The 21641-nt window shown below is 71.5% G+C and carries 21 protein-coding genes, 4 pseudogenes and 2 riboswitches; of the genes and pseudogenes, 18 read left to right on the top strand and 7 right to left on the bottom strand.

Annotated elements, in window-relative coordinates; all coding sequences use genetic code 11:
• The first annotated feature begins 190 nt into the window (after nucleotides 1–190).
• Nucleotides 191–1717 carry an FMN-binding glutamate synthase family protein gene (locus tag ACFVWU_RS34010; protein WP_387627985.1) on the top strand — a complete coding sequence of 509 codons (1527 nt, stop codon included), beginning with the start codon at nucleotides 191–193 and terminating at the stop codon, nucleotides 1715–1717.
• 204 nt (nucleotides 1718–1921) lie between these two features.
• Here the strand turns inward: ACFVWU_RS34010 and ACFVWU_RS34005 are convergent, their stop codons facing one another.
• Nucleotides 1922–2365 carry an Lrp/AsnC family transcriptional regulator gene (locus tag ACFVWU_RS34005; protein WP_387628007.1) on the bottom strand — a complete coding sequence of 148 codons (444 nt, stop codon included), beginning with the start codon at nucleotides 2363–2365 and terminating at the stop codon, nucleotides 1922–1924.
• Between the two features lie 77 nt (nucleotides 2366–2442).
• On the opposite strand from ACFVWU_RS34005, the gene ACFVWU_RS34000 reads away from it, so the two are divergent.
• The gene (locus ACFVWU_RS34000; RefSeq protein ID WP_387627983.1) at nucleotides 2443–3228 is read left to right on the top strand and encodes an AzlC family ABC transporter permease; all 786 of its coding nucleotides are present in this window, start codon (nucleotides 2443–2445) and stop codon (nucleotides 3226–3228) included.
• Nucleotides 3221–3556: a branched-chain amino acid transporter permease gene (locus ACFVWU_RS33995; protein ID WP_387627981.1), complete on the top strand. Its 336-nt coding sequence runs from the start codon at nucleotides 3221–3223 to the stop codon at nucleotides 3554–3556. Before ACFVWU_RS34000 ends, ACFVWU_RS33995 begins: the two co-directional genes overlap by 8 nt.
• A gap of 287 nt (nucleotides 3557–3843) precedes the next feature.
• Here the strand turns inward: ACFVWU_RS33995 and ACFVWU_RS33990 are convergent, their stop codons facing one another.
• Entirely contained in the window at nucleotides 3844–4182 is a 339-nt protein-coding gene (locus ACFVWU_RS33990) for a hypothetical protein (RefSeq protein WP_387627979.1), read from the bottom strand.
• Nucleotides 4183–4913: 731 nt separating this feature from the next.
• Nucleotides 4914–5651: a C39 family peptidase gene (locus ACFVWU_RS33985; protein ID WP_387627977.1), complete on the bottom strand. Its 738-nt coding sequence runs from the start codon at nucleotides 5649–5651 to the stop codon at nucleotides 4914–4916.
• Nucleotides 5652–6017: 366 nt separating this feature from the next.
• Nucleotides 6018–6209, top strand: a riboswitch (cobalamin riboswitch).
• Between the two features lie 186 nt (nucleotides 6210–6395).
• Here ACFVWU_RS33985 and ACFVWU_RS33980 point away from each other — a divergent pair.
• The 3 genes and pseudogenes from ACFVWU_RS33980 to ACFVWU_RS33970 form a co-directional block, all read left to right on the top strand.
• Nucleotides 6396–6536: pseudogene (locus ACFVWU_RS33980) on the top strand (enoyl-CoA hydratase-related protein); the annotation flags it as partial.
• Between the two features lie 115 nt (nucleotides 6537–6651).
• A riboswitch (cobalamin riboswitch) is annotated at nucleotides 6652–6889 on the top strand.
• Nucleotides 6890–7051: 162 nt separating this feature from the next.
• Nucleotides 7052–9367, top strand: a complete 2316-nt coding sequence (metE, locus tag ACFVWU_RS33975) for a 5-methyltetrahydropteroyltriglutamate--homocysteine S-methyltransferase (RefSeq protein WP_387627975.1) — start codon at nucleotides 7052–7054, stop codon at nucleotides 9365–9367.
• Nucleotides 9368–9437: 70 nt separating this feature from the next.
• Nucleotides 9438–9674 (top strand): hypothetical protein, encoded by a 237-nt coding sequence (locus ACFVWU_RS33970; protein WP_387628012.1) that lies wholly within the window; start codon nucleotides 9438–9440, stop codon nucleotides 9672–9674.
• A gap of 48 nt (nucleotides 9675–9722) precedes the next feature.
• Here the strand turns inward: ACFVWU_RS33970 and ACFVWU_RS33965 are convergent.
• Nucleotides 9723–10108, bottom strand: a pseudogene (locus ACFVWU_RS33965) (ArsI/CadI family heavy metal resistance metalloenzyme); the annotation flags it as partial.
• Between the two features lie 73 nt (nucleotides 10109–10181).
• Here ACFVWU_RS33965 and ACFVWU_RS33960 point away from each other — a divergent pair.
• From ACFVWU_RS33960 to ACFVWU_RS33945, 4 genes and pseudogenes are all read left to right on the top strand, one after another.
• Nucleotides 10182–10577 carry an ArsR/SmtB family transcription factor gene (locus tag ACFVWU_RS33960; protein ID WP_387627973.1) on the top strand — a complete coding sequence of 132 codons (396 nt, stop codon included), beginning with the start codon at nucleotides 10182–10184 and terminating at the stop codon, nucleotides 10575–10577.
• Nucleotides 10574–11323: an aquaporin gene (locus tag ACFVWU_RS33955; protein WP_387627971.1), complete on the top strand. Its 750-nt coding sequence runs from the start codon at nucleotides 10574–10576 to the stop codon at nucleotides 11321–11323. The genes ACFVWU_RS33960 and ACFVWU_RS33955 overlap by 4 nt, the downstream gene beginning before the upstream one ends.
• 36 nt (nucleotides 11324–11359) lie before the next feature.
• Nucleotides 11360–11779, top strand: a complete 420-nt coding sequence (locus tag ACFVWU_RS33950; protein WP_387627969.1) for an arsenate reductase ArsC — start codon at nucleotides 11360–11362, stop codon at nucleotides 11777–11779.
• A gap of 26 nt (nucleotides 11780–11805) precedes the next feature.
• Nucleotides 11806–12063: pseudogene (locus tag ACFVWU_RS33945) on the top strand (GNAT family N-acetyltransferase); the annotation flags it as partial.
• Nucleotides 12064–12709: 646 nt separating this feature from the next.
• Here the strand turns inward: ACFVWU_RS33945 and ACFVWU_RS33940 are convergent.
• Nucleotides 12710–12979 (bottom strand): type B 50S ribosomal protein L31, encoded by a 270-nt coding sequence (locus tag ACFVWU_RS33940; protein ID WP_387627967.1) that lies wholly within the window; start codon nucleotides 12977–12979, stop codon nucleotides 12710–12712.
• Between the two features lie 35 nt (nucleotides 12980–13014).
• The gene (gene rpmG, locus ACFVWU_RS33935; RefSeq protein ID WP_280728276.1) at nucleotides 13015–13179 is read right to left on the bottom strand and encodes a 50S ribosomal protein L33; all 165 of its coding nucleotides are present in this window, start codon (nucleotides 13177–13179) and stop codon (nucleotides 13015–13017) included.
• 97 nt (nucleotides 13180–13276) lie between these two features.
• Here rpmG and ACFVWU_RS33930 point away from each other — a divergent pair.
• From ACFVWU_RS33930 to ACFVWU_RS33905, 6 genes and pseudogenes are all read left to right on the top strand, one after another.
• Nucleotides 13277–13522: pseudogene (locus ACFVWU_RS33930) on the top strand (hypothetical protein); the annotation flags it as partial.
• A 332-nt stretch (nucleotides 13523–13854) separates the two neighbouring features.
• Nucleotides 13855–14817, top strand: a complete 963-nt coding sequence (locus ACFVWU_RS33925) for a metal ABC transporter solute-binding protein, Zn/Mn family (protein ID WP_387627965.1) — start codon at nucleotides 13855–13857, stop codon at nucleotides 14815–14817.
• Complete coding sequence (locus ACFVWU_RS33920; RefSeq protein WP_387627963.1) at nucleotides 14814–15737, top strand: metal ABC transporter ATP-binding protein; 924 nt, start codon at nucleotides 14814–14816, stop codon at nucleotides 15735–15737. The genes ACFVWU_RS33925 and ACFVWU_RS33920 overlap by 4 nt, the downstream gene beginning before the upstream one ends.
• Complete coding sequence (locus ACFVWU_RS33915) at nucleotides 15724–16647, top strand: metal ABC transporter permease (protein ID WP_387627962.1); 924 nt, start codon at nucleotides 15724–15726, stop codon at nucleotides 16645–16647. Before ACFVWU_RS33920 ends, ACFVWU_RS33915 begins: the two co-directional genes overlap by 14 nt.
• A complete protein-coding gene (locus tag ACFVWU_RS33910; RefSeq protein ID WP_387627960.1) occupies nucleotides 16644–17477 on the top strand; it encodes a metal ABC transporter permease in 834 nt (277 codons plus the stop codon). Before ACFVWU_RS33915 ends, ACFVWU_RS33910 begins: the two co-directional genes overlap by 4 nt.
• A gap of 5 nt (nucleotides 17478–17482) precedes the next feature.
• Complete coding sequence (locus tag ACFVWU_RS33905) at nucleotides 17483–18031, top strand: Fur family transcriptional regulator (protein WP_387627959.1); 549 nt, start codon at nucleotides 17483–17485, stop codon at nucleotides 18029–18031.
• 280 nt (nucleotides 18032–18311) lie between these two features.
• On the opposite strand, the gene ACFVWU_RS33900 is transcribed toward ACFVWU_RS33905, so the two are convergent.
• Nucleotides 18312–19238 (bottom strand): alpha/beta hydrolase, encoded by a 927-nt coding sequence (locus ACFVWU_RS33900; protein ID WP_387628005.1) that lies wholly within the window; start codon nucleotides 19236–19238, stop codon nucleotides 18312–18314.
• A gap of 165 nt (nucleotides 19239–19403) precedes the next feature.
• On the opposite strand from ACFVWU_RS33900, the gene ACFVWU_RS33895 reads away from it, so the two are divergent.
• On the top strand, nucleotides 19404–19985 hold the full coding sequence (locus ACFVWU_RS33895; RefSeq protein ID WP_387627957.1) for a TetR/AcrR family transcriptional regulator: 582 nt from the start codon (nucleotides 19404–19406) through the stop codon (nucleotides 19983–19985).
• Nucleotides 19986–20120: 135 nt separating this feature from the next.
• Nucleotides 20121–21353: an MFS transporter gene (locus ACFVWU_RS33890; RefSeq protein ID WP_387627956.1), complete on the top strand. Its 1233-nt coding sequence runs from the start codon at nucleotides 20121–20123 to the stop codon at nucleotides 21351–21353.
• The last annotated feature ends 288 nt before the right edge of the window (nucleotides 21354–21641 follow it).

Genomic DNA, 21641 nt, shown 5'->3' with positions numbered 1-21641 from the left:
GGCCCGAACGAGTCGACGGCCCCGGACCGGACCCCTGGCCGCAGGCCCGTCCGCCCGGCCTCTTAACATCGGTTCGCATTCTTCGACGGACGCCGATGCCCGATCGGCCGTGCGCCCGCCGTCCAACGCCCAACACGGCACAACGACTCCACCGTACGGCGACGGAGTCGTGCATCGAGGAGGAACGTCCATGCAAGCCCGGAAGATCGGCGCGGCCGCCGCAACTGCGGTGGCGCTTCTGGCAGCCCGCGACCTCGTCCAGAAGCGGCACGCACTGCTCCGGAACTTCCCGGTGCTCGGGCACGCCCGGTACCTGCTGGAGACGATCGGGCCGGAGCTGCGCCAGTACATCGTGACCTCCAACGAGGAGGAGCGCCCCTTCAGCCGCGACCAGCGCACGTGGATCTACGCGTCGGCGAAGGAGGAGAACAACTACTTCGGCTTCGGCACCGAAGTCGACGTCGAGCACGTCCAGGGGCACGCCTACCTGAAGCAGCGCACCTTCGCCGGCGCACTGCCCGACGCGCACGACCCGCAGGCCCCGCTGCCCTCGGCCAAGGTGCTCGGCGGGCCGCGGGGGCGCGCCAAGGCGTTCCGGCCGGCGAGCGTGGTGAACATCTCCGCGATGAGCTTCGGATCGCTCTCCGGCGCGGCCATCACGGCGCTCAACAAGGGGGCGGCGCTGGCGGGCACGATGCACAACACGGGCGAGGGCGGCCTCTCGCCCTACCACCGCAACGGCGGTGACCTCGTCCTCCAGCTCGGCACGGCGTACTTCGGCTGCCGCAACGAGGACGGCACCTTCAACCTCGACAAGCTCAAGGACGTCGTCGCCGGTGCCCCGGTCAAGGCGATAGAGATCAAGCTCTCCCAGGGCGCCAAGCCCGGGTTGGGCGGGATGCTGCCGGGTCCGAAGGTGACCCCGGAGATCGCCGGGATCCGCGGCATCCCGGTCGGCGAGGACTGCGCCTCCCCGTCGCGGCACACCGCGTTCAGCGACGTCGACTCGATGCTCGACTTCGTCGAGTTGCTCGCCACCGAGACCGGTGTGCCGGTCGGGATCAAGAGCGCGGTGGGGGAGATGGGCTTCTGGCAGGAGCTGGCCGCCCTGATGGCGCGTGGTGACCGCGGGGTCGACTTCGTGACCATCGACGGCGGCGAGGGCGGCACCGGGGCGGCGCCGCGGATGTTCGCCGACTCGGTGTCGCTGCCGTTCCGGATGGGCTTCTCCCGGGTCTACGGCACCTTCGCCGAGCTGGGGCTGACCGACGACCTGACCTTCATCGGCTCCGGCAAGCTCGGCCTGCCCGAGAACGCCGCGGTCGCCTTCGCCCTGGGCGCCGACATGATCAACGTGGCCCGTGAGGCGATGCTGTCGATCGGCTGCATCCAGGCGCAGAAGTGCCACACCGACAAGTGCCCCACGGGCATCGCGACCCAGAACGCGTGGCTGGCCCGCGGCCTTGACCCGGCTTCGAAGGCCACCCGGGCCGCCGTCTACCTGCGCACCCTGCGCAAGGAGCTGATGAAGGTCTCCGCGGCCGTCGGCGTCGCCCACCCGGGGCTCATCACGGCCAACGACATCGAGATCTTGAACGGCGACTACGAGGCCCGCACCCTGGCCGGCGTCTACGGCTACAAGGACGGCTGGGGCGAGCTCGGCCCCCACCTCGCCGAGGAGATCACGGCGCTCCTCACCACCAAGCCGGCTGTCTGACCCGGCAGAGCATCCAGACCCCTCGCGTGCGGCGGCCATCACCCCGCACGCGAGGAGCCGGGGACGCCGGCGGCTCGCCGGGCTCTTTGCGGTGAGTGGTCGTCGTGCTGGAACGCGCAAGTCGGAGCGGCGAGTGTCCCTTCGGTGACCTTCGGTGACCCCCTCCGCTGGGGCGGTGCGTCGCCCGGGCGGAGGAGGGTCCGCTCAGCCGTCGTTCTTGATGATCTTCATGGTCAGGTGCGAGTCGACCCGGGCGACGGCCGGCAGCCCCATGAGCCGGGTCGTGAGGAAGCCCTCGTAGGCGGCGTGGTCGGCGACCGCGACGCGGATGAAGTAGTCGGGGCGGCCGAAGAGCCGACGGAACTCGACCACCTCCTCGTAGGAGGCCACCGTCGACTCGAACTCCTCCACCGTCTGCAGGTCGTTGACGCCGATCTCGACCGCGACCACCACCTCGAACCCCCGACCGGCCGCTGCCGGGTCGATCCGGGCCCGGTATCCGGCGATGACCCCGGCCTCCTCCAGCCGCTTGACCCGGCGCAGGCAGGGCGGCGGGGTGAGGCCGACCCGCTTGGCCAGTTCGACGTTGGTCAGCCGACCGTCCTGACGTAGGTGGAACAAAATTTCACGATCGATGCCGTCCAGCATTTCTTTATTGCTCACAGCGCGACTCCAGGGTAATCATTGGAAACCATATTACCGGGAATCCGGCCTAGAATTTCCCCATGAATTCCGCCCCCGGTGGGACGCTCGCCCGTCCCGTTCCGCCACCCACGCCCGCCGCCGAAACGAACGCCGCCGCGCCGACCGCCCGGAACGACCTGACGGCCGCGTTCCGGGACTCCAGCTCCGTCGGCCTGGGCCTGTTCCCGCTCGGCATCGCGTTCGGCGTGCTCGTCGTCCACGCGGGCCTGAGCTGGTGGTGGGCCACCGCCTTCACCGCGCTGGTCTACGCCGGGTCGCTGGAGTTCCTGCTGATCGGGCTCGTCGTCGCGGTCGCCCCGCTCACGCAGATCGCCCTGACGGCGTTCCTGGTGAACTTCCGGCACGTCTTCTACGCCCTGTCCTTCCCGCTGCAACGGGTCGGCGGCCGGTTCGGCCGGGCGTACAGCACCTTCGCCATGACGGACGAGGCCTACGCCCTGACCACCGGGCGGCAGGCGCGCTCCTGGAGCGGGCGGCGCATCATCTGGCTCCAGGTGCTCTGCCAGCTCTACTGGGTCGCCGGCGCCACCGCCGGCGCGCTGTTCGGGGCACTGGTGCCCGCCCGGCTGGTCGGCCTGGACTTCGCGCTCACCGCGCTGTTCGTCGTGCTCGCCGTCGACGCCTACCGGGCCCGGCGCGACGTCCCCACCCCCGCGCTGGCTCTGGTCTGCGCACTCGCCGCACGCTTCCTGTTCCCCGGCCAGATGCTGCTCGCCGCCACCGCGCTGTTCACCGCCGGGCTGCTGGCCCGACGCGCCCTCACCCGGCACCGCACCCCCACCCCGAAGGAGCCGGCCCGTGCCTGACACGCCCTACCTGCTCGCCGCCATCGGCGTGTCGGCCGCCGTGACCTGGGGCCTGCGCGCGCTGCCCTTCGCCGTCCTCGCCCCGCTGCGGGCCAGCGCCGTACTGCACCACCTGAGCGAGCGGATGCCGGTCGGCGTGATGGTGATCCTCACCGTCTACGCCCTGCGCGACCTCCCCCTCGCCAGCCCGCTGCGGGCCGCCCCCACCGCCCTCGCCCTCGCCGCCACCCTCGGCCTGCACCTGTGGCGGCGCAACGCCGTCCTGAGCATCCTGGGCGGCACCGCCGTCCACGTCGCCCTCGCCAGCACGCTCTTCGCCCACCCCTGAGCACCGCCGCACCCCGGCGGGCGTCTCCGCAGAATGCAGCCAGACCCGACACCTGGAGTGACGTGTATCACGTCAAGCGGCGCAGAATGCGACACCAGCAACAACGAACGCGGCGAACCACTCATCGGGACTCCGCTGTTCAATAGCAACACGAAGTCATCAGCAGTGCGCCAGGATCCTGGCCGCGATGCCCGCCGTGCCCGCCGTGCCCACCGCGCCCGCGCCAGCACCTCCTGCTGGCCTTACCGGATGCCGGCGAGCACGGCATCATGTCCGATGTCGAGTCGTCAAAGGACTTTGTACGTCAGCTCGTACAGAGAGAGGGACAGGGCGCCGATGGCCTGCATTCGCTCCCCAAGGCCTACCTCGGAGGGGATGATCTTTGCTCCCCCGATGAAGCTGACCTGGCTAGTCGCCTCATTCAGTTCGTGCAAAACAATGTCGATCGGCGCCTGGTCGACAAACGGAACGAACCGCTCGTCGAACTCGAACACGTCCCCCTGTCGCATCTGCATCTTGTCGAAGGTGCCGCCGTCACCTCTGCCGACGAGGACGTCCACACCGTTCGGGTCCAAGATTCTCTTCGCCTCCAGAGACAAAAGCTTGGCGAAAGCCGCATCTGTCATTTTGTCCTCCCATGCTCCGTGTCGTACAGCGTGACAAATTCGTAACACGCGCATCCAGGCAGCGCATTCCGTGGAGTTCCATCACTGCGCGGGAGCGTCCGACTGGCCGGTCAGGGCGGGTTGGCGTGGTTCCGGGTTCACTCGTTCGGCCGATGTCTGGTGAGCGTAGTGCGCCTTCGCCGTCCTCAGTTTGAGCACGCCAAATACGCCGACCGTCAGGCCGGGCGTAGCGGGCCGGGTGGGCCGAGCCGAGTGGAGTGTCCGGGCCGGGCGGTGTGAAGCAGGCGCAGCGGCACATGGGGCCCGGGTTGGTGAAGTAGCGACAGCGGTTGATCCGGGCAGCGTTGAAACGCGCACCAAGCCAGTCTTCTACTCGCGACAGGGGTCCAACCTTCTTGGCAACTTGAGTAATCGGCTGACCAAGGGCCTTACCGATTGCAGCAGTTACCTTGGGAGCGTTGGAGTACTTAAGAGCAATCGATCCCTTATTGGCAGCTCGCCGAGTTCACCAAGGCCTGCGGCGGGACCGCGCGGCCTTGGCCGTGAGCGGCCGAGCCCGCAGGTAGCGTCTCACTGGCTGTGAGGTGGGCTCCCCGGGCGGCGCGGGCCGCTGTCGGCGGGTACTGGCTCGACGGCCCGGCCGCCTCGGCGGCCTGCCCAGCCTGCGCGGACCCGTGCCCCAGGTCGCCCTGACGGTGCTGGGCGACCTGGGGTGACGCCGCGGCGCGGTGTCACGAGACGATGACCGCCATGTCCTGGTACGTCGCGTACCCGGCGTCGAAGGTGGCCTCGCTGATCCAGGACTCCCCGCGGTTCGGGTCGTCGATCAGGAGCTGGCCGTCACCGACCGCGGAGACGACCACGGTGTGCTCGGACGGCCCGGCGTAGAGCACCTGGCGGCCGTCGTAGGCGGTGTACGAGCCGGCCGCGACATCGCGCCAGCCGTAGTCGGCCCAGACGATCGCCGGATGGCCCGCGGCCACCTGCGCACGCAGCTGGGACGGGCTGATGCCCTGCCCCGCCTGCATGACCGAGAGGCCGTAGGACCGCGCGGCCTGGGCGACCGGCGGATAGTACACGCCGAAGCCGGTGCCGGCCGCCTCCGAGCCATTGGGGTCGCCCACGAAGGCACGGTACGGATCGCCGGACAGCGGACCGGAGACGCCCACCTGGTTGTGCACTTGGTCGACGCCGATCTGCGCGAGCACGGCCTGGTCCCCGACCTGGACGCCCCGGGCGGCCAGCACCATGCGCAGCGACGCCGCCTCGCAGTCGTTGCCCAGCTGCTGGGAAAGGAGCGAGACCCCGGTGGCGGCGGCGCCCGCGGGCGTGGGGCAGACCAGCGTGACCGCACCGGCCAGCGCGACGGCCAGTGCCGTCAACCGCCCGCCGCGCGGTAACCGCCTGAACCTGCGACGCGTGGGTTGCGGGTTCCCCGGGTACTCGCGGATGTACTGGCTCCTCGTCATGGCACTTCCCCTTCGCTGCCTTCCCCCGTTCCATGGCACCTCGTCCTCGCCCGTCTCGCAGCTGGGGAGGGCGGACACGCCGGTGGGGGCCCGCGGTGCGCGACCCCCACCGGGTTGTTCCTGGCCGGACGCCGAAGGACGGCCCGTGCCCGATCCGTCACGCAGCCGGTGTGCCTGGGCGCCAAGCCCCAGCCCGGTCCGGGCTCACCATTCCTCAATGGTCGCCGTGCTCCGGCGTGCAGGCGCCCCGGGGTGGGTCCTGTTGAACGCATCCGCAGCTGGGTGTCGTGCGGGGAGTCGATTCGCGGGTGGGATCGTCGACGCAGGGTGACGAGCACGCCACAGGTTGCCGACTCTGGACTTACATAGGACGTCCAACTATATGGTCGTTGGCAGGTCCACGGTGTCAGGGAAGCCGGTGTGAGTCCGGCACGGTCCCGCCAGTGTGACCGGGGAGTTCGTCCTCGCAGGAGATGGCCACTGGCAGCCAGCCGGGAAGGCCGGGGGACGGGCGTGGATCCGGGAGTCAGGATACCGGCCGCGGGTGGTTCGTGTTTTCCACGAGGATGGAGACGACACGCATGACTCCGGGCTGCTCCTGCTGTGTTGCCCTTGGTTGTCCGGTGCCGACGACTGCCGGGGCACGCCCGCTCTGACGGTTCGTCCAGCCGCCGTTGCCGTTGTGACGGGGCCGCACCACCGTGCGCCCGGCCACCTGCGGCGGCCTCCATTCCTCCTCTCCACAACCGCGCCTTCGAGACCACCCTGGCCGAGGGTGTGCGCTTCGAGCGCCGGCTGTTCCACGCCACGTTCGCCACTGCGGACCAGAAGGAGGGCATGGCGGCCTTCGCCGAGAAACGGCAGCCGAAGTTCCAGGGTCGGTGACGCTGGTGGTCCGCCGGTCGACCCCTTCACCGGCGGACCACCCCTGGCGGAACACGGATGTCTCATGTTCCGGACACGTTCGTGAATCCCCGTGTGTGGACGGACCGATTCCCTCTAAGCTGGCCGGGCAGCTGGTTCGCCCTGTCCGCCAGGCAGGGTGTCGTAAGAGGGAACCCGGTGACGCCTTTCAACTGGCCAGTCCGGGACTGCCCCGCAGCGGTGAGTGGGAACGACCGCCGTCATACGCACTGGGCCCGGGTCGGGTCTGGGAAGCGACGGCCAGTAGGTGTCCGCCCTTGACAGGGTGGGTGTGCCCGCGAGTCCGAAGACCTGCCCGCTGCCCGCCCGCGGACGATCCGCGTGCGGCCATCCGGTGACCTCGAGGGCGGGTCGGCGACCACACCAGGCGGTTCAGGCACGCACGTTCACGGCGGCCACCGCCCGGTTCGTCATCCCTTCGCGTTCTCGTCCCGTCCCCGGGTACTTGAGGAGCAAGACTCGCGAAGGAGAGTCCCTTGACCACGAAGTCCGCAGCCGCGGCAACCCTCGCCACCGTGCACGGCTACCCCCGCCAGGGCCGGGGCCGGGAGCTCAAGAAGGCCATCGAGGGCTACTGGAAGGGCGCGGTCACCGCCGAGGTGCTGCTGGCCACGGCCGCCGACCTGCGCCGGGGGAACTGGCAGCAGCTCGCCGACTCCGGCATCGAGGAGGTCCCGACCGGGGACTTCTCGCTCTACGACCACGTGCTGGACACCACCGTCGCCGTCGGCGCGATCCCCGCCCGGCACCGGGCCGCCGTCGAGGCCGACCCGCTGGACGGGTACTTCGCGATGGCGCGCGGTACCCAGGAGGTCGCGCCGTTGGAGATGACGAAGTGGTTCGACACCAACTACCACTACCTCGTGCCGGAGTTGGGCCCGGACACCGTCTTCGCCGCGTACTCGGCCAAGGCGGTCGGTGAGCTCACCGAGGCCGTCGAGCTCGGCCATAACGCCCGTCCGGTCCTGGTTGGCCCGGTGACCTACCTGCTGCTGGCCAAGCCGGCGCCCGGAGTCGCCGCCGACTTCCAGCCGATCACCCTGCTGGACCGGCTGCTGCCGGTGTATGCCGAGCTGCTCGCGGCGCTGAAGGCCGCCGGCGCGGAGTGGGTGCAGTTGGACGAGCCGGCACTGGTGCAGGACCGCACCCCGGCCGAGCTCAACGCCGCGGCCCGCGCCTACCGTGACCTCGGCACTCTCACCGACCGTCCGAAGCTGCTGGTCGCGAGCTACTTCGACCGCCTCGGCGACGCCCTGCCGGTCCTCGCCAAGGCTCCGGTCGAGGGCCTCGCCCTGGACTTCACCGGACCGGCCGCCGCCAACCTGGACGACCTCGCCGCCGTGGGCGGGCTGCCCGGCAAGCGCCTGGTGGCCGGGGTGATCGACGGACGCAACATCTGGATCAACGACCTGGAGAAGTCGCTGGCCACCCTGGCCACCCTGCTCGGCCTCGCCGACCGGGTCGACGTCGCCCCGTCCTGCTCCCTCCTGCACGTGCCCATCGACGCCACACTCGAACGCGACATCGACCCGCAGATCGCCCGCTGGCTCGCCTTCGCCAAGCAGAAGGCCACCGAGGCGGCCCTGCTGGCCCGTGGTCTGCGCGAGGGCACCGCCGCGATCGCCGCCGACCTCGCCGCCAACCGCGCCGACCTCGCCTCCCGGGCCAACTCGCCGATCACCCGCGACCCGGCCGTCCGTGTCCGGACCGCCGCCGTTACCGAGGCCGACACTCGCCGTGCTCAGGCCCACCCGCAGCGGGCCGAGGCCCAGCGGGCCCGGCTGGGCCTGCCGCTGCTGCCGATCACCACGATCGGCTCCTTCCCGCAGACCACCGAACTGCGTATCGCCCGCGCCGACTTGAGCGCCGGACGGATCGACGCCGCCGGCTACCGCGAGCGGATGGAGGAGGAGGTTCGCGAGGTCATCGCCTACCAGGAGAAGGCCGGCCTGGACGTCCTCGTCCACGGCGAGCCCGAACGCAACGACATGGTGCAGTACTTCGCCGAGCAGCTCACCGGCTATCTGGCGACCCGGCACGGCTGGGTGCAGTCCTACGGCACCCGCTACGTCCGCCCGCCGGTCCTCGCCGGGGACATCTCCCGCCCGCACCCGATGACCGTCGACTGGTTCCGCTACGCCCAGGGCCTGACGGACCGCCCGGTCAAGGGCATGCTCACCGGCCCGGTCACCATGCTCGCCTGGTCCTTCGTCCGCGACGACCAGCCGCTCGGCGACACCGCCCGGCAGGTGGCGCTGGCCCTGCGCGACGAGGTCACCGACCTGGAGGCAGCCGGCGCGGCCGTCGTCCAGGTCGACGAGCCCGCCCTGCGCGAAACCCTGCCCCTGAGGGCCGCTGACCGCCCGGCCTACCTGGACTGGGCGACTGAGGCCTTCCGTCTCGCCACTTCGGCCGTCCGCGCGGACACCCAGATCCACACCCACATGTGCTACGCGGAGTTCGGCGCGATCATGACGGCGATCGACGAGCTCGACGCCGACGTCATCTCCCTGGAGGCGACGCGCTCGCACATGGAGGTGGCCGGCGAGCTCGCCGAGGCCGGGTACCCGCGTGAGGTCGGCCCGGGCGTGTGGGACATCCACTCCCCGCGCGTGCCGAGCACCGACGAGGCCGTCGCCCTGCTGCGGGCCGGACTCGCGGCGATCCCGGCCGAGCGCTTGTGGGTCAACCCCGACTGCGGCCTGAAGACCCGTGGCTGGGCGGAGACCCGCGCCTCCCTCGACAGCCTGGTCGCCGCCGCCCGCCACCTGCGCGAGGAACTCGCCGGCTGACGCAGGCACAGGGGCTGTGGGGCGGGCACCGGGACAACGTGGTGCCCGCCCTCGACGGCCGGCTTCTCCGATGGAGACATGCTCGGAGAGGAAAGCCACCCGAGCGACGAGGGCGCTGCCCGCCGAGCAGCGCGAGCACGACGTCCTGGACGAGGACGTGGCCCGGTTGTCCCCGCTCAAGCATGTCAACCTGAACGTGCTGGGCCGCTACAGCTTCCGCGGCTCCACCCCGGCCGGCGGCCTGCTTCGGCCCCTGCGCGACCCGGCCGAGGCCGACGAGGAGGATGGCGAGGACGCCGAGGGCTGACCAGAACACCGGTGCGCTGGTCAGCACCACCGCCAGGCGTCGCCCCGTGACCTCCCAGGGCTCCTTGCCCGGGCCGTGCACCCACACCTTGTCCTGCAGCGCGTAGCAGCAGGAGGTGTCTCCCCCAGCCTTCGGCCGGGAGGTGCCCCCATCCTCGAACGTGGCCAGGCCAGCGTCCTTGAGGCGGGTGGTGGCGGCGGTGACCTGCTCGGTGGTCTCGACCTCGACGCCGAGGTGGTCCAGGCGGGTGTCCTCGCCGGTCTCGCCCTCGATGAGGACGAGCTTGAGCGGCGGCTCGGTGATGGCGAAGTTCGCGTAGCCGGGGCGGCGCTTGGCCGGTTCGGTGCCGAAGAGCTTGGAGGGAAGGCGACGGAGCCCTCGAGGTCGGCGACGCGCAGGGCGAGCTGAACACGGGACCTGGCGGTCTCCCCGATCCGAGGTCTTGTTTCGACATCTGTCGATACAGCGAGCTTGTCTCTCTGGATAGATGACTGTCAACATAGACACATGTCGAATCTGGAACTGCCGGTGCTCGGCCAGGACGACGCGGCGGCGTGCTGCTCGCCGATGGTCCGCGAGCCCTTGGGCGAGGAAGCCGCCGTCGATCTGGCGAAGATGTTCAAGGCCCTGTCGGACCCGGTGCGGCTGCGGCTGCTGTCCCTGATCGCCTCGCACGAGGGCGGCGAGGCCTGCGTCTGCGACCTGACCGGCCCCTTCGACGTCTCCCAGCCGACCATCTCCCACCACCTGAAGGTGCTGCGCGAGGCCGGCCTGGTCGGCTCCGAGCGGCGCGGCACCTGGGTCTACTACTGGGTTCTGCCCGTCGCGCTGGCCAAGCTGTCCGCCCTGCTCCAGACCCCGGCCGGCACCACCGCCGTGGCGACCGCAGGGGGCGCGAGATGACCGAGACAGCTCCGCTCGGCCGCCGGGCCGCGGTTGAGTTCGTCGGGACCGGCGCCCTGGTCGCCGTCGTGGTCGGCTCCGGCATCCAGGCCGCCAAGCTCTCCCAGGACGTGGGCGTGCAGCTGCTGGCCAACTCGCTGGCCACCGTCTTCGGCCTCGGCGTGCTGATCGCCCTGCTCGGCCCGGTCTCCGGCGCGCACTTCAATCCCGTGGTCACCCTGGCCGCCTGGTGGACCGGCCGCCCGGGCGGCGACGGTCCGACCCTGCGCGAGGTCGCCGCCTACCTGCCCGCGCAGATCCTCGGCGCGATCGGCGGTGCGGTGCTGGCGGACGCGATGTTCGCCGAGCCGCTGGTGCACTGGTCCACCCACGACCGCTGGGCCCCGCACCTGTGGCTGGGCGAGGTCGTCGCCACCGCCGGGCTCATCCTGCTGATCTTCGGTCTGGCCCGCGCCGGACGCGCACACTTCGCCCCGGTCGCGGTCGCCTCCTACATCGGCGCCGCGTACTGGTTCACCTCCAGCACCAGCTTCGCCAACCCCGCCGTGACGATCGGCCGGGCGTTCACGGACACCTTCGCCGGCATCGCGCCCGCCTCGGTGCTGCCGTTCGTCGCCGCCCAGCTCGTCGGCCTGGCGGTCGGCGTCGCCCTGGTCGCCCTGCTCTTCGGCCGCCCCGCCGCAGCGGCCGCCGAGGACGTCGTGGTCCCGCACGGCGAGCACCACCCGGCTACCGCCGGCCACTGAACCCCACCCCACCGTTCCTGCCCGAAGGATCAAACCGTGAGCTCTACCGCCGTCCCGTCCGTGCTGTTCGTCTGCGTGCACAACGCCGGCCGCTCCCAGATGGCCGCCGCCCTCCTCACCCGCCTCGGCGGCGAGCGGGTCGAGGTCCGTTCCGCCGGTTCCGCCCCGGCCGACACCGTGAACCCGGCCGTGGTCGAGGCGCTGGCCGAGGTCGGCATCGACATCTCCGCCGAGGTGCCGAAGGTCCTGACCACCGAGGCGGTGCTCGCCTCCGACGTGGTGATCATCATGGGCTGCGGCGACGCCTGCCCCTACTTCCCCGGCAAGCGGTACCTGGACTGGCAGCTGGACGACCCGGCCGGCCAGGGCGTCGTCGCGGTCCGCCCGATCCGCGACCAGATCGAGCAGCGCATCCGCGGTCTGCTGGCCGAGCTCGGCATCGAGGCCGCCGCGTGACCACCCCCGCGGTGGCCGTCACCGGGATGCGCCCCGAGCACGCCGAGCAGGTACTCGCGATCTACCAGCTCGGGATCGACGGCGGCGACGCCACGTTCGAGGAAGCCGCACCGACCTGGGAGGCCTTCGACGCCGCCCGCCTGCCCGAGCGCCGCCTGGTCGCCCTCGACGGCGCCCGGGTGCTGGGCTGGGCCGCGGCCGTACCGGTCTCCGACCGGTGCGCGTACGCAGGCGTGGTCGAGCACTCCGTCCACGTCCACCCCGACGCCCGGGGCCGGGGGGTGAACCCCGCCGCAGCGGTCCGCACCACAGTCCGGCCACGTCCGCGTCGGCGATCGTGAAGGAGGTGCCGATCGAGGTGCCCACCGAGCCGGAGAGCGAGTACGAACCGGACGTGGTCGCGCTGGATGCGGCGCTTGAGCGCGTACGCCTCGCGGGGTTTGAAGTAGCTGTACTCGCCCCGCTCGCGGACGCCCCGGTAGTCGGGGTCGGCGAGCCGCCGCGGATGTGGCCTTCCGCCACATCCAGGGCGACCAGGTCCGGCGCCATGCCTGGTGGCAGGGTGAGCAGCAGGTGCCGGTAGCGGGCGGTGTGTGCCAGTCGCAGCAGGACGGCGAGCAGGGCCGGCGGCAGCGCGTCGGAGGAGCACGGCCGCGACGGCGTCAGGGTGCCGCCGCCGACCGGTCCGCGGCGCTCGTACACCTGCCAGGGGACCGTACGGCCGTCGGAGTCGACCCTCCCCCAGCCTTCGGCCGGGAGGTGCCCCCATGGCGAGCACCGCGAGTCCCGGGACCTGGATGCGCGCCAGGTCGGCGACGCAGTCCCGGACGCCGGTGGCGAGGCCGCCGAGCACCGTGACGGGCAGCGGGCGGGTCTCGCCCTGCGGGGTCAACTCGTTCCTCCTTGGCATCGGTTGGAGCCGGTGTGCGGTCAGCTCGCCGTGCCGGGCCTTGAGCCGGTGAGGCCATAGCGGCGCTGGAAGCGCTCGACGCGGCCGGCGGTGTCCAGGACGCGGGCGTTGCCGGTGTAGAAGGGGTGGCTGGCGGAGGAGATCTCGACGTCGATGACGGGGTAGGTGTTGCCGTCCTCCCACTCGATGGTCTTGTCGCTGGAGGCGGTCGAGCGCGTCAGGAAGGCGAGATCGCCGGCCTTGTCGCGGAAGACGACCGGGCGGTAGCCGGGGTGGATGCCGGGCTTCATGGGTGGTGCCTCCTCAGTGGGTTCAGTCAGTGGGTTCAGCGCTCTTCGCGGAAGTCGACGTGCGCACGGGCGACGGGGTCGTACTTGCGCAGCACCAGCCGGTCGGGGTCGTTGCGGCGGTTCTTGCGGGTCACGTACGTGTAGCCGGTGCCGGCAGTGGAGCGGAGCTTGATGATCGGGCGCAGTTCGTTGCGGGCCATCGGGGTCCTTCCTGGTGTGTCGGGCAGGCGTGGGTCTCACCATAGCGTAATGGTTTTCGTTTTCATCTAGTGTGCTGTCGGCTCAACGCTCGCGGCAGTGGCGGCATTCCCCTGGACCGGCCCCGTCTGCCGCCCCTGCCCGATCGCCTCGCCCGCGACCCCGCCCGAGGACCGCCTCACCGCGCAGGCCGAGCTGCAGCGCCAGCCGCGCGACGCGAGTGCCACCCGGGTCCGCAGCCGTGACGCGGTCGACGGCCGCCCGCGCGGCTACCTGCGGGCCTTCGGGTTCTCCCGCATCGGTGTGCGCCGGCAGGCCCACGCCGGGTTCCTGTCCGGCTGGACGGCGTTCGAGGGCCCGTTCCCGGCGTGGGACGAGTACGAGCTCCACCGGGGCCACGACCACTCCCACGCGTAACCATCACCACCACCGGCAGGACCCCGGATGCGACGGCCAGCACGATCCCCGGCAGCGAGTGCTGCGGGTGGTTGCCGCCGCAGAGCGTGTCCGAGTGCGAGTCAAAGTTCGGCAATGATTTTCATCTCAATGTAAATCGACATGGTTTTGAAAATCGTTTCCGACTAGCGTGAGAGGCGTCCAGCCGAGACGGGAGACGGGCCCTGCCACAGGGGTCCGCACGCTCGTGACTGGTAACAGCCTTGAGGAGTACTCACGCCATGCGCGTCGTCCTGCCCAGCTCCGTCCGCAGACACCCCGCCCGCCTCTTCCTGAGCGCCGCCACTGTCGCCGCCCTCGCCGCCACCAGCGCCTGCTCGACCTCCTCGCCGGCGAAGACGAGTTCGTCCAGCACCGCCGGCTCCAAGACCATCCAGGTGGTGGCGGCGGAGAACTTCTGGGGCAGCATCGCCACCCAGCTCGGCGGCGACCACGTCAAGGTGACCAGCATCATCACCAACCCGGACACCGACCCGCACTCCTACGAGCCGACCGCCGCCGACGGGCGGACCATCGCGGGCGCGGACTACGTGATCACCAACGGGATCGGATACGACGCGTGGTCGGACAAGCTCCTCGCCGCGAACCCGGGGCCGAACCGGATGGCACTGAAGGTCGGTGACCTGGCAGGGAAGAAAGAAGGCGACAACCCGCACCAGTGGTACTCGCACGACAGCGTGTACAAGGTGATCGACCAGATCACCGCCGACTACAAGAAGATAGACCCGGCCGATGCGGCCTACTTCGACGCGCAGAAGCAGACCTTCACCACCCAGGCGCTCGCCAAGTACAACCAGCTGGAAGCCGACATCAAGGCGAAATACGCGGGCACCCCGATCGGTGCCTCGGAGTCGATCGTGACCCCGCTCGCCGAGAGTGTGGGACTGAAGATGATGACCCCCGAGACTTTCCTCGACGCGGAGAGCGAGGGCACGGACCCGACCGCCGCCGACAAGGCGGCCATCGACCAGCAGATCTCCGGCAAGCAGATCAAGATCTACGTCTACAACACCCAGAACTCCAACCCCGACGTGGTGGCCCAGGTGAACGCGGCCAAGGCGCAGGGCATCCCCGTCGCCCAGGTCACCGAGACCCTCGCCCCCGCCTCCGCCACCTTCCAGGACTGGCAGACCCAGGAGTTGCAGGGCATCGCGGACGCGCTGAAGGCGGCGACGGGCAAGTGAGCATCCACCCGACCGAAGAGGTCCGTACGACCGTGGACCCCGGCGCTCGATCAACTGGGGCCGAGTCAGGCGCCGAGCCGGTGCTGTCGCTGCGCGGCGCGGCCGTGCGCGTGGGCGGGCGGACCCTGTGGTCGGGTGTCGATCTGACCGTGGGGGCCGGGGAGTTCACCGCTGTCCTCGGCCCCAACGGGGTCGGCAAGTCCACCCTGGTCAAGGTCCTGCTGGGGGTTCTTCCGGCGGTGGCCGGCGAGATCCGCGTCCTCGGCGGCGCGCCCGGCGCGAGGAACGCGGCCGTGGGGTACCTGCCGCAGCGCCGCAACTTCGACACGAGCGTGCGCATCCGCGGGGTGGACGTGGTGCGGCTGGGCCTGGACGGGGATCAGTGGGGGATCCCCGTCCAGGGCCTGGGCCGCGCGAAGCGCCGAGCGGCACGTGAACGCGTCGAGGAGGTCGTCGAGCTGGTCGGCGCGTCCGCCTACGCGCACCGGCCGATCGGGCAGTGCTCGGGCGGTGAACAGCAGCGACTGCTGATCGCCCAGGCGCTGATCCGGCGCCCCCGAGTCCTGCTGCTGGACGAGCCGCTGGACAGCCTCGACCTGCCCCACCAGAGCGCGATCGCCGCGCTGCTCGGCCGGATCTGCCACCAGGAGGGCGTGTCGGTGGTGATGGTCGCCCACGACGTGAACCCGATACTCCACCACCTGGACCGGGTGGTGTACATCGCCGAGGGCGGCGCCGTCGCCGGGACGCCCGCCGAGGTGATCACCTCCGAGACGCTGACCCGCCTCTACCGCACGCCCGTCGAGGTGCTGCGTACGAGCGACGGCCGGCTGGTGGTGGTCGGCCAGCCCGAGGCGCCGGCGTTGCACAGCGACCGGCACTCCGAGCCCGGCGCGGGAGGCGGCCGTGTTTCTGGCTGACGCCACGTCACCCGCCTTCTCCTGGAACCTCCTTGCCGACTTCCAGGAGATGTGGGCGTACCCGTTCATGGTCAACGCCTTCCGCGCCGGCGCGGTCGTCTCCGTGGTCTGCGCGGCGGTCGGCTGGTTCATGGTGCTGCGGCGGCAGACCTTCGCCGGACACACCCTGTCCGTCGCGGCCTTCCCCGGCGCCTCGCTGGCGATCCTGCTCGGCGTGAGCACCAGCCTGGGCTACTTCGGCTTCTGCGTGGCCGCCGCTCTGGTGATCGCCGCGCTCGGGCGCAAGGGCCGGGACGCCGGCGCGGAGGAGTCCGCCGTCACCGGGACCGTGCAGGCATGCGCACTCGCCTGCGGCTACCTGTTCATCAGCCTGTACAAGGGCCTGCTGGAGGGGCCCACCGCGCTGCTCTTCGGCAGCTTCCTCGGCATCACCACCGGTCAGGTGACACTGCTGGCGATCGTCGGCGCGCTCGTCCTCGCCGTCCTGGCGGTGATCGGACGCCCGCTGCTCTTCGCCACCGTCGACCCCGAGGTCGCCGCCGGACGCGGGGTGCCCGTGCGCCTGCTGTCCACCGTGTTCCTCGTCCTCCTCGGGGCGGCGACCGCCGAAGCCAGTCAGATCACCGGCACGCTGCTGGTCTTCGCGCTGATGGTGATACCCGCCGCCACCGCCCAGCAGCTCACCTCCCGACCGGGCCGCAGCCTGGCGCTCGCCGTGCTGATCGGCTTCGCCTCCTGCTGGCTCGGCCTGATCGCCGCCTACTACCAGCCCTACCCGCTCGGCTTCTTCGTGACCACCATCGCCTTCACCGGCTACGTCCTGGCCCACCTCGGCCGTGCCCTGCACGAGGCGCTCGGCCGTTCCTCGTCCCGCGGCCGGACACCGCTCCCGATCGGAGGTACGGCATGAACGTGCTCACCCAGCCCTTCTTCCAGCACGCACTGCTGGCCGGTACCGCGATCGCGCTCGCGGCCGGCCTGGTCGGCTACTTCCTCGTCCTGCGCGCCCAGATCTTCACCGGCGACGCACTGAGCCACGTCGCGTTCACCGGCGCGATGGCCGCCCTGGCCGGCGGCTACGACCTGCGGCTCGGGCTCTTCGCCGCCACCATCGGCGTCGGCCTGCTGCTCGGCGGCATCGGCCGCCGGGGCCGCCCGGACGACGTGGCGATCGGCAGCGTCTTCGCCTGGATCCTGGGCCTCGGCGCCTTCTTCCTCACCATCTACACCACCTCCCGCAGCGGAGCCCAGGGCGGCGCCGGAACCAGCGTCCTGTTCGGCTCGATCTTCGGCCTGAGCACAGGCCAGACCCAGCTCGCCGTCCTGATCGCCACCGCGATCAGCGCCGCGCTGCTGCTGATCGCCCGCCCGCTGCTCTTCGCCACCGTGGACGAGGCCGTCGCAGCCGCCCGCGGCGTGCCCGTACGGCTGCTCGGCTTCGGTTTCCTCGCGCTGGTCGGTGCCACCGCCGGCGAAGCCACCCAGGCGGTCGGCTCCCTGCTGCTGCTCGGCCTCCTCGCCGCACCGGCCGGCGCCGCGATCCGCCTCACCGACCGGCCGTTCCACGCCCTCGCGCTCTCCGCCGGCCTCGCGGTCGCCGAGCTGTGGAGCGGCCTCCTACTCAGCGCCGAAGCCCCCGAACTCCAGCCGAGCTTCGCCATCATGGCCACCGCCGGCGCGCTCTACGCCGCGACCTTCCTGATCCGCCCCCGACGTACGGCTCTCCCGGCAGCGGCCTGACCACCATGTCGCGACGGGGGAACAACAGGAACGACACACAGGTCTCCGCCCTCGCGGCGGCGTTCGACCGCCGGGCACCCAACGCCACCGCGAGGCCCGGCGACCGCACAGTCGACCCCGCTCGACCACCGGCCCCACCAGATGAGGTCGAACTGATCGGGAGGCCGACGCCGCAGCGCACCGAAGTCCTGCAAGCCCTGGCCCAGTGCGAAGAGTTCATCAGCGCCCAGCTGCTCCACGCCGGGCTGCTCGCGGCCGGTACGCGCGTGGGTCTGAGCACCGTCTACCGCACCCTCACCGCACTCGCCGCCGTCGGCCGCGCCGACGTGGTCCGCGACGCCAACGGCGAGCGGCTCTTCCGCTACCGGCCCGACGACGACCACCGCCACTACCTGCTCTGCCGCCAGTGCGGGATCAGCATCCCGGTGGACGCCGGCCCGGTCGAGACCTGGGCCGACCAGATCGCCCGGACCTCCGGCTTCGCGGACGTCCAGCACACCGTGGAGCTGGTCGGGATCTGCACCGGCTGCACCGCGGCGCGGGCCGACAGCTGAACTCCCGGACCGGGCGGAGCCGCTTGGGCCGTTCTCACCCCAGCAACACCAGCCGCACCGGTGTTGCGGTCCACTCTCTCGCGGGCAGGGACGCCGGACCGGTGTGGCCGGTACCCGGCTCGATCGCCCCGGCACGCAACGCACGTGCTGATTCGGCCCACTGACCTGGGGCTATCGGACGGGCGGGGGCAACGGGCAAGGGGCCGATCGGGAGAAGTGGATCACGACAGGCAGTAGCCTGCCGTGTCCTCTTCCCGGCCCGTCCGCCGGACTCGCCTGGTCAGCGGCCGCCGGGGCGGCCGAGGGCGTCGCGGAGGAACTCGGTGATCTCCGCCCGTGCCGCCTCGGCCTGCGGCACGACGGTCGGCATGCTGACGAAGGCGTGCGTGGCCTCGGGGAACTCGGTCAGCCGCGTGGGCGTCCCGGCCGCCTGCAGGCGCTCGGCGTAGCGGCGGCCGTGGTCGGCCAGCGGGTCACGGGTCGGCACCACCACCAGCGCCGGGGCGAGCCCGGTGAGATTGCCGGCGTGCAGCGGGGACAGCGCGCGGGGGTCGGTTCCCGAGGGGACAGCGAGCCGCTGAAACAGTCGCAGTTGGGGCACGGTCAGGGTCGGGCTGTGGGCGTGCTCGGTGACCGAGGGGTGGTCGAGCATCGTCTCGGTCACGTCCGCGACGGGGTTGACCAGCACCTGCGCCCGCAGTTGGAGGCCGGCCTGCCCGGCGCGGATGGCGGCCAGGGCGGTGATCAGTGCGCCGCAGCTCTCGCCGAACACGGTGATGCGCGCCGGGTCGATGCCCCAGTCGGCGGCGTGCCGCACCAGGTGGTCGAGCGCGTGCCAGCCGTCGTCGGCGGCGGCCGACAGCGGAGTGTCCGGTGCGAGGAGGCGGTGCTCGACCGAGACGACAAGGGCCGGCAACCGGGCGGCGAGACAGCTGTTGATCCAGTCGCTCTGCACCGCCGTGCCCACGAACCCGCCGCCGTGGACGTGGAGCACGAGGGGCAGGGTCGCCGCCCGGTCGGCGGAGCCGGCGCCGCGTTCGCGCACCGGCCGGTGGACCCGGACCGGCAGGCGGCGGCCGGGCAGCGCCAGCACCTGCCAGTCGATCGCGGCACCGGGGTCCGGCATCCCGGTGATCGCCCGCATCGCAGGCGACGCCCGCCTGCGGTTCTCCGTCTCGCGGTAGGCGGCGAGTTCCTCGGCGGTCATCGCCGCCCAGTCCGGCTCGCCCCCCAACGCCTGCTGCCGCAACCCGCTGCCGCCGGCCGACGGCTGCCGCGCACCGCTGTCCCCGCTCATGCCTTCTCCTCCCCGAATGGTTTCGCTACCTTAGGTATCGATACCTAAGGTAGCGGAACTAGCTATGGTGAGGGAATGACTCGAACGCCTCCTTCCGCCCGACCGCCCGGACGCCCGCGCGCCGGCCTCGACGCCGAGGTCTTCGCCGCCACCCTGCGCACGGTCCAGGAACTCGGTTACGCGCGCGCCACGGTCGAACGCATCGCCGCCGCGGCCGGCATCGCGAAGACGACGATCTACCGCCGCTGGCCGTCGAAGGGCGCGCTGATCGTGGACTGCCTCCTCGACGCGTTCGGCCCGGTTCCGCTGAAGGAGGGCGCCGACCGGGCCGAGCTCATGTCCTCGACCATCCGCTGGATCGCGGCGACGATCGGCGAGCCCGGGGTGGGCGACGCGTTCGCGGGCGTGTTCAGTGACGCCGTCAGCGACCCGGCCCTGCGCGAGATCCTCTCCGCACGGCTGCAGGACCCCTACCGCCTCGCCCTCCAGGACGCGCTCGACGAGCCGGAGAACAGGGTCCTGTTCTTCATCGACTCCGTCGTCGGCACCCTGCTCCACCGGATGGGCATGACCGGCGAACCGATGGTCGATGCCGATGTCGACGCCCTGGTCGCGATGGTGCTACCGCACTTCGCCCGCGACGTCGGCCCGACCTGACGGCGGATCACCGACCCGACGGCGCAGACGGCGTCGGGCAGGGCTCGTACGCCACACGAGAACCAGACGGACGTCGACGCACGTACCCCCCCCGCCGATCACTGACATCGGCGATTCACGAGAACAGGAGGCGCCGTGTCGCGCTCCGAACCACTGCCCCGCACCGTCCGCCTGCTGTTACTCGCCAGGGTCGTCAACCGACTCGGGGCCTTCTCACTGCCCTTTCTCACCGCGCTGATCAGCACTGACCACGGCGCGAGCCTGACCGCCGCCGGGCTGGTCAGCGCCGCCTTCGGGCTCGCGACGATCCCCTCCCGGCTGGCCGGGGGACACCTGGCCGACCGAATCGGCCGGCGCACGACCATCGTGCTCGGCCTCTGCGGATGCGCCGCCGCACAGCTGGCGATCGCGGTCTCCGCGTCGCTCACCTGGGCGGTCGCCGGGGCGGTGCTGCTCGGGCTGGCCTTCGAACTCTACGAGCCCCCGAGCCAGGCGATCATCGGCGAGTCCGTGCCGGAGCAGCACCGGGTGCGCGCGTTCAGCCTGTTCAGCGCCGCGCTCGCGGCGGGCGGCATGGGCGCCGGACTGCTCGCCGCCCTCCTCGGCCGCTGGGACCTGCGCTGGCTCTTCGTCACCGACGCCGCCACCTGCCTGGCCTGCGCGCTGCTGATCCGGCTGGCCCTGCCCCGCGACCGTCCGGCACCGCCCGGAGCGGACCGGGACGACACCGCCGCACGACCGCTGCGCGACCGCGCCCTGCTGAGCGTCCTGGCCACCGGAACCGCCTACGCCCTGATCAACCAACAGGCCGTGATCACCCTGCCGCTCGCACTCGCGCGGCAGGGACTGCCCGCCGCCGACGCCGGCCTGTTGTTCACCGCCGCCGCGGCCACCACCGTGCTCGCCCAGCCACTGATACGCCTGCCCTGGGCGACCCGGCTCACCACGCCCGTCGCCCTCGCCCTCGCCCATCTCCTCCTGGCCGCAGGGCTGACCGGCTACGCCCTCACCCGCACCCTGCCGGCGCTGCTCGCCTCAACCGCGGTGAAGAGCCTCGGCGATCTGCTGGTCATGGGCCGCGTCTACGCGCTCGTCACCGACCTCGCACCACCCGGGGCAAGCGGCCGCTACCTGGCCGTCTTCGGTACCAGCTGGGGGATCGCCGCGACGCTCGCCCCCCTCCTCGGCACCCAGCTGCTCGCCCACGCGGGGACGACCGCGCTGTGGTCGGCAATGGCCGCGTTCTGCCTCCTGCTCGCCGCGCTGCACCTCCGGGTGACACCCGAGTCCGCCCGATCACCACAACGTCGCGCACCGAAGGAACACAAGTCGACCGAGCCAGCGGCTGCACCCAGCCCGCGACGCTGACCAACAGCAGAACGGACCGCTACCTGGTAGCCGTGGCGGCTGCGCGATGTCGCGCGGACCGGGCCCGCGACGGTGTCCCAGAGGCGGGCCAGGCCGGACCGTAGATCCTCCTCGGTCAGGTCGCGCCCGCGTGAGGATCGCCCGGCGCTCAGGGCGAGCTCGGCCCGCACCTCGCCGAGGAGATCACGACGCTCCTTGCCGCCGAGCCGGGCTCCGTCCGGTAGCGGGCCGTCCGACGCGAGGACGGAGGACTTCCCGGCCGTCGCGCGGGTCAGCGAGCAGCTGGCG

Origin of the sequence: Kitasatospora sp. NPDC058190 (genome assembly GCF_042883685.1) — a bacterium.
Taxonomy (GTDB): Bacteria; Actinomycetota; Actinomycetes; order Streptomycetales; family Streptomycetaceae; genus Kitasatospora.
The sequence above is the reverse complement of the archived record's forward strand: the minus strand, read 5'-3'. Positions and strand labels throughout refer to the sequence as shown.

Excerpts from the sequence above, each read along its gene's own strand:
- ACFVWU_RS33970 (WP_387628012.1), top strand. The coding sequence starts at position 9,438 with ATGGAGACATGCTCGGAGAGGAAAGCCACCCGAGCGACGAGGGCGCTG.
- ACFVWU_RS33910 (WP_387627960.1), top strand. The coding sequence starts at position 16,644 with ATGAACGTGCTCACCCAGCCCTTCTTCCAGCACGCACTGCTGGCCGGT.
- ACFVWU_RS34000 (WP_387627983.1), top strand. The coding sequence starts at position 2,443 with ATGAATTCCGCCCCCGGTGGGACGCTCGCCCGTCCCGTTCCGCCACCC.
- ACFVWU_RS33990 (WP_387627979.1), bottom strand. The coding sequence starts at position 4,182 with ATGACAGATGCGGCTTTCGCCAAGCTTTTGTCTCTGGAGGCGAAGAGA.
- ACFVWU_RS33900 (WP_387628005.1), bottom strand. The coding sequence starts at position 19,238 with ATGACCGCCGAGGAACTCGCCGCCTACCGCGAGACGGAGAACCGCAGG.
- ACFVWU_RS33905 (WP_387627959.1), top strand. The coding sequence starts at position 17,483 with ATGTCGCGACGGGGGAACAACAGGAACGACACACAGGTCTCCGCCCTC.
- ACFVWU_RS34010 (WP_387627985.1), top strand. The coding sequence starts at position 191 with ATGCAAGCCCGGAAGATCGGCGCGGCCGCCGCAACTGCGGTGGCGCTT.
- ACFVWU_RS33940 (WP_387627967.1), bottom strand. The coding sequence starts at position 12,979 with ATGAAGCCCGGCATCCACCCCGGCTACCGCCCGGTCGTCTTCCGCGAC.
- ACFVWU_RS33960 (WP_387627973.1), top strand. The coding sequence starts at position 10,182 with ATGTCGAATCTGGAACTGCCGGTGCTCGGCCAGGACGACGCGGCGGCG.
- ACFVWU_RS33925 (WP_387627965.1), top strand. The coding sequence starts at position 13,855 with ATGCGCGTCGTCCTGCCCAGCTCCGTCCGCAGACACCCCGCCCGCCTC.
- ACFVWU_RS34005 (WP_387628007.1), bottom strand. The coding sequence starts at position 2,365 with ATGCTGGACGGCATCGATCGTGAAATTTTGTTCCACCTACGTCAGGAC.
- ACFVWU_RS33895 (WP_387627957.1), top strand. The coding sequence starts at position 19,404 with ATGACTCGAACGCCTCCTTCCGCCCGACCGCCCGGACGCCCGCGCGCC.
- ACFVWU_RS33955 (WP_387627971.1), top strand. The coding sequence starts at position 10,574 with ATGACCGAGACAGCTCCGCTCGGCCGCCGGGCCGCGGTTGAGTTCGTC.
- rpmG (WP_280728276.1), bottom strand. The coding sequence starts at position 13,179 with ATGGCCCGCAACGAACTGCGCCCGATCATCAAGCTCCGCTCCACTGCC.
- ACFVWU_RS33985 (WP_387627977.1), bottom strand. The coding sequence starts at position 5,651 with ATGACGAGGAGCCAGTACATCCGCGAGTACCCGGGGAACCCGCAACCC.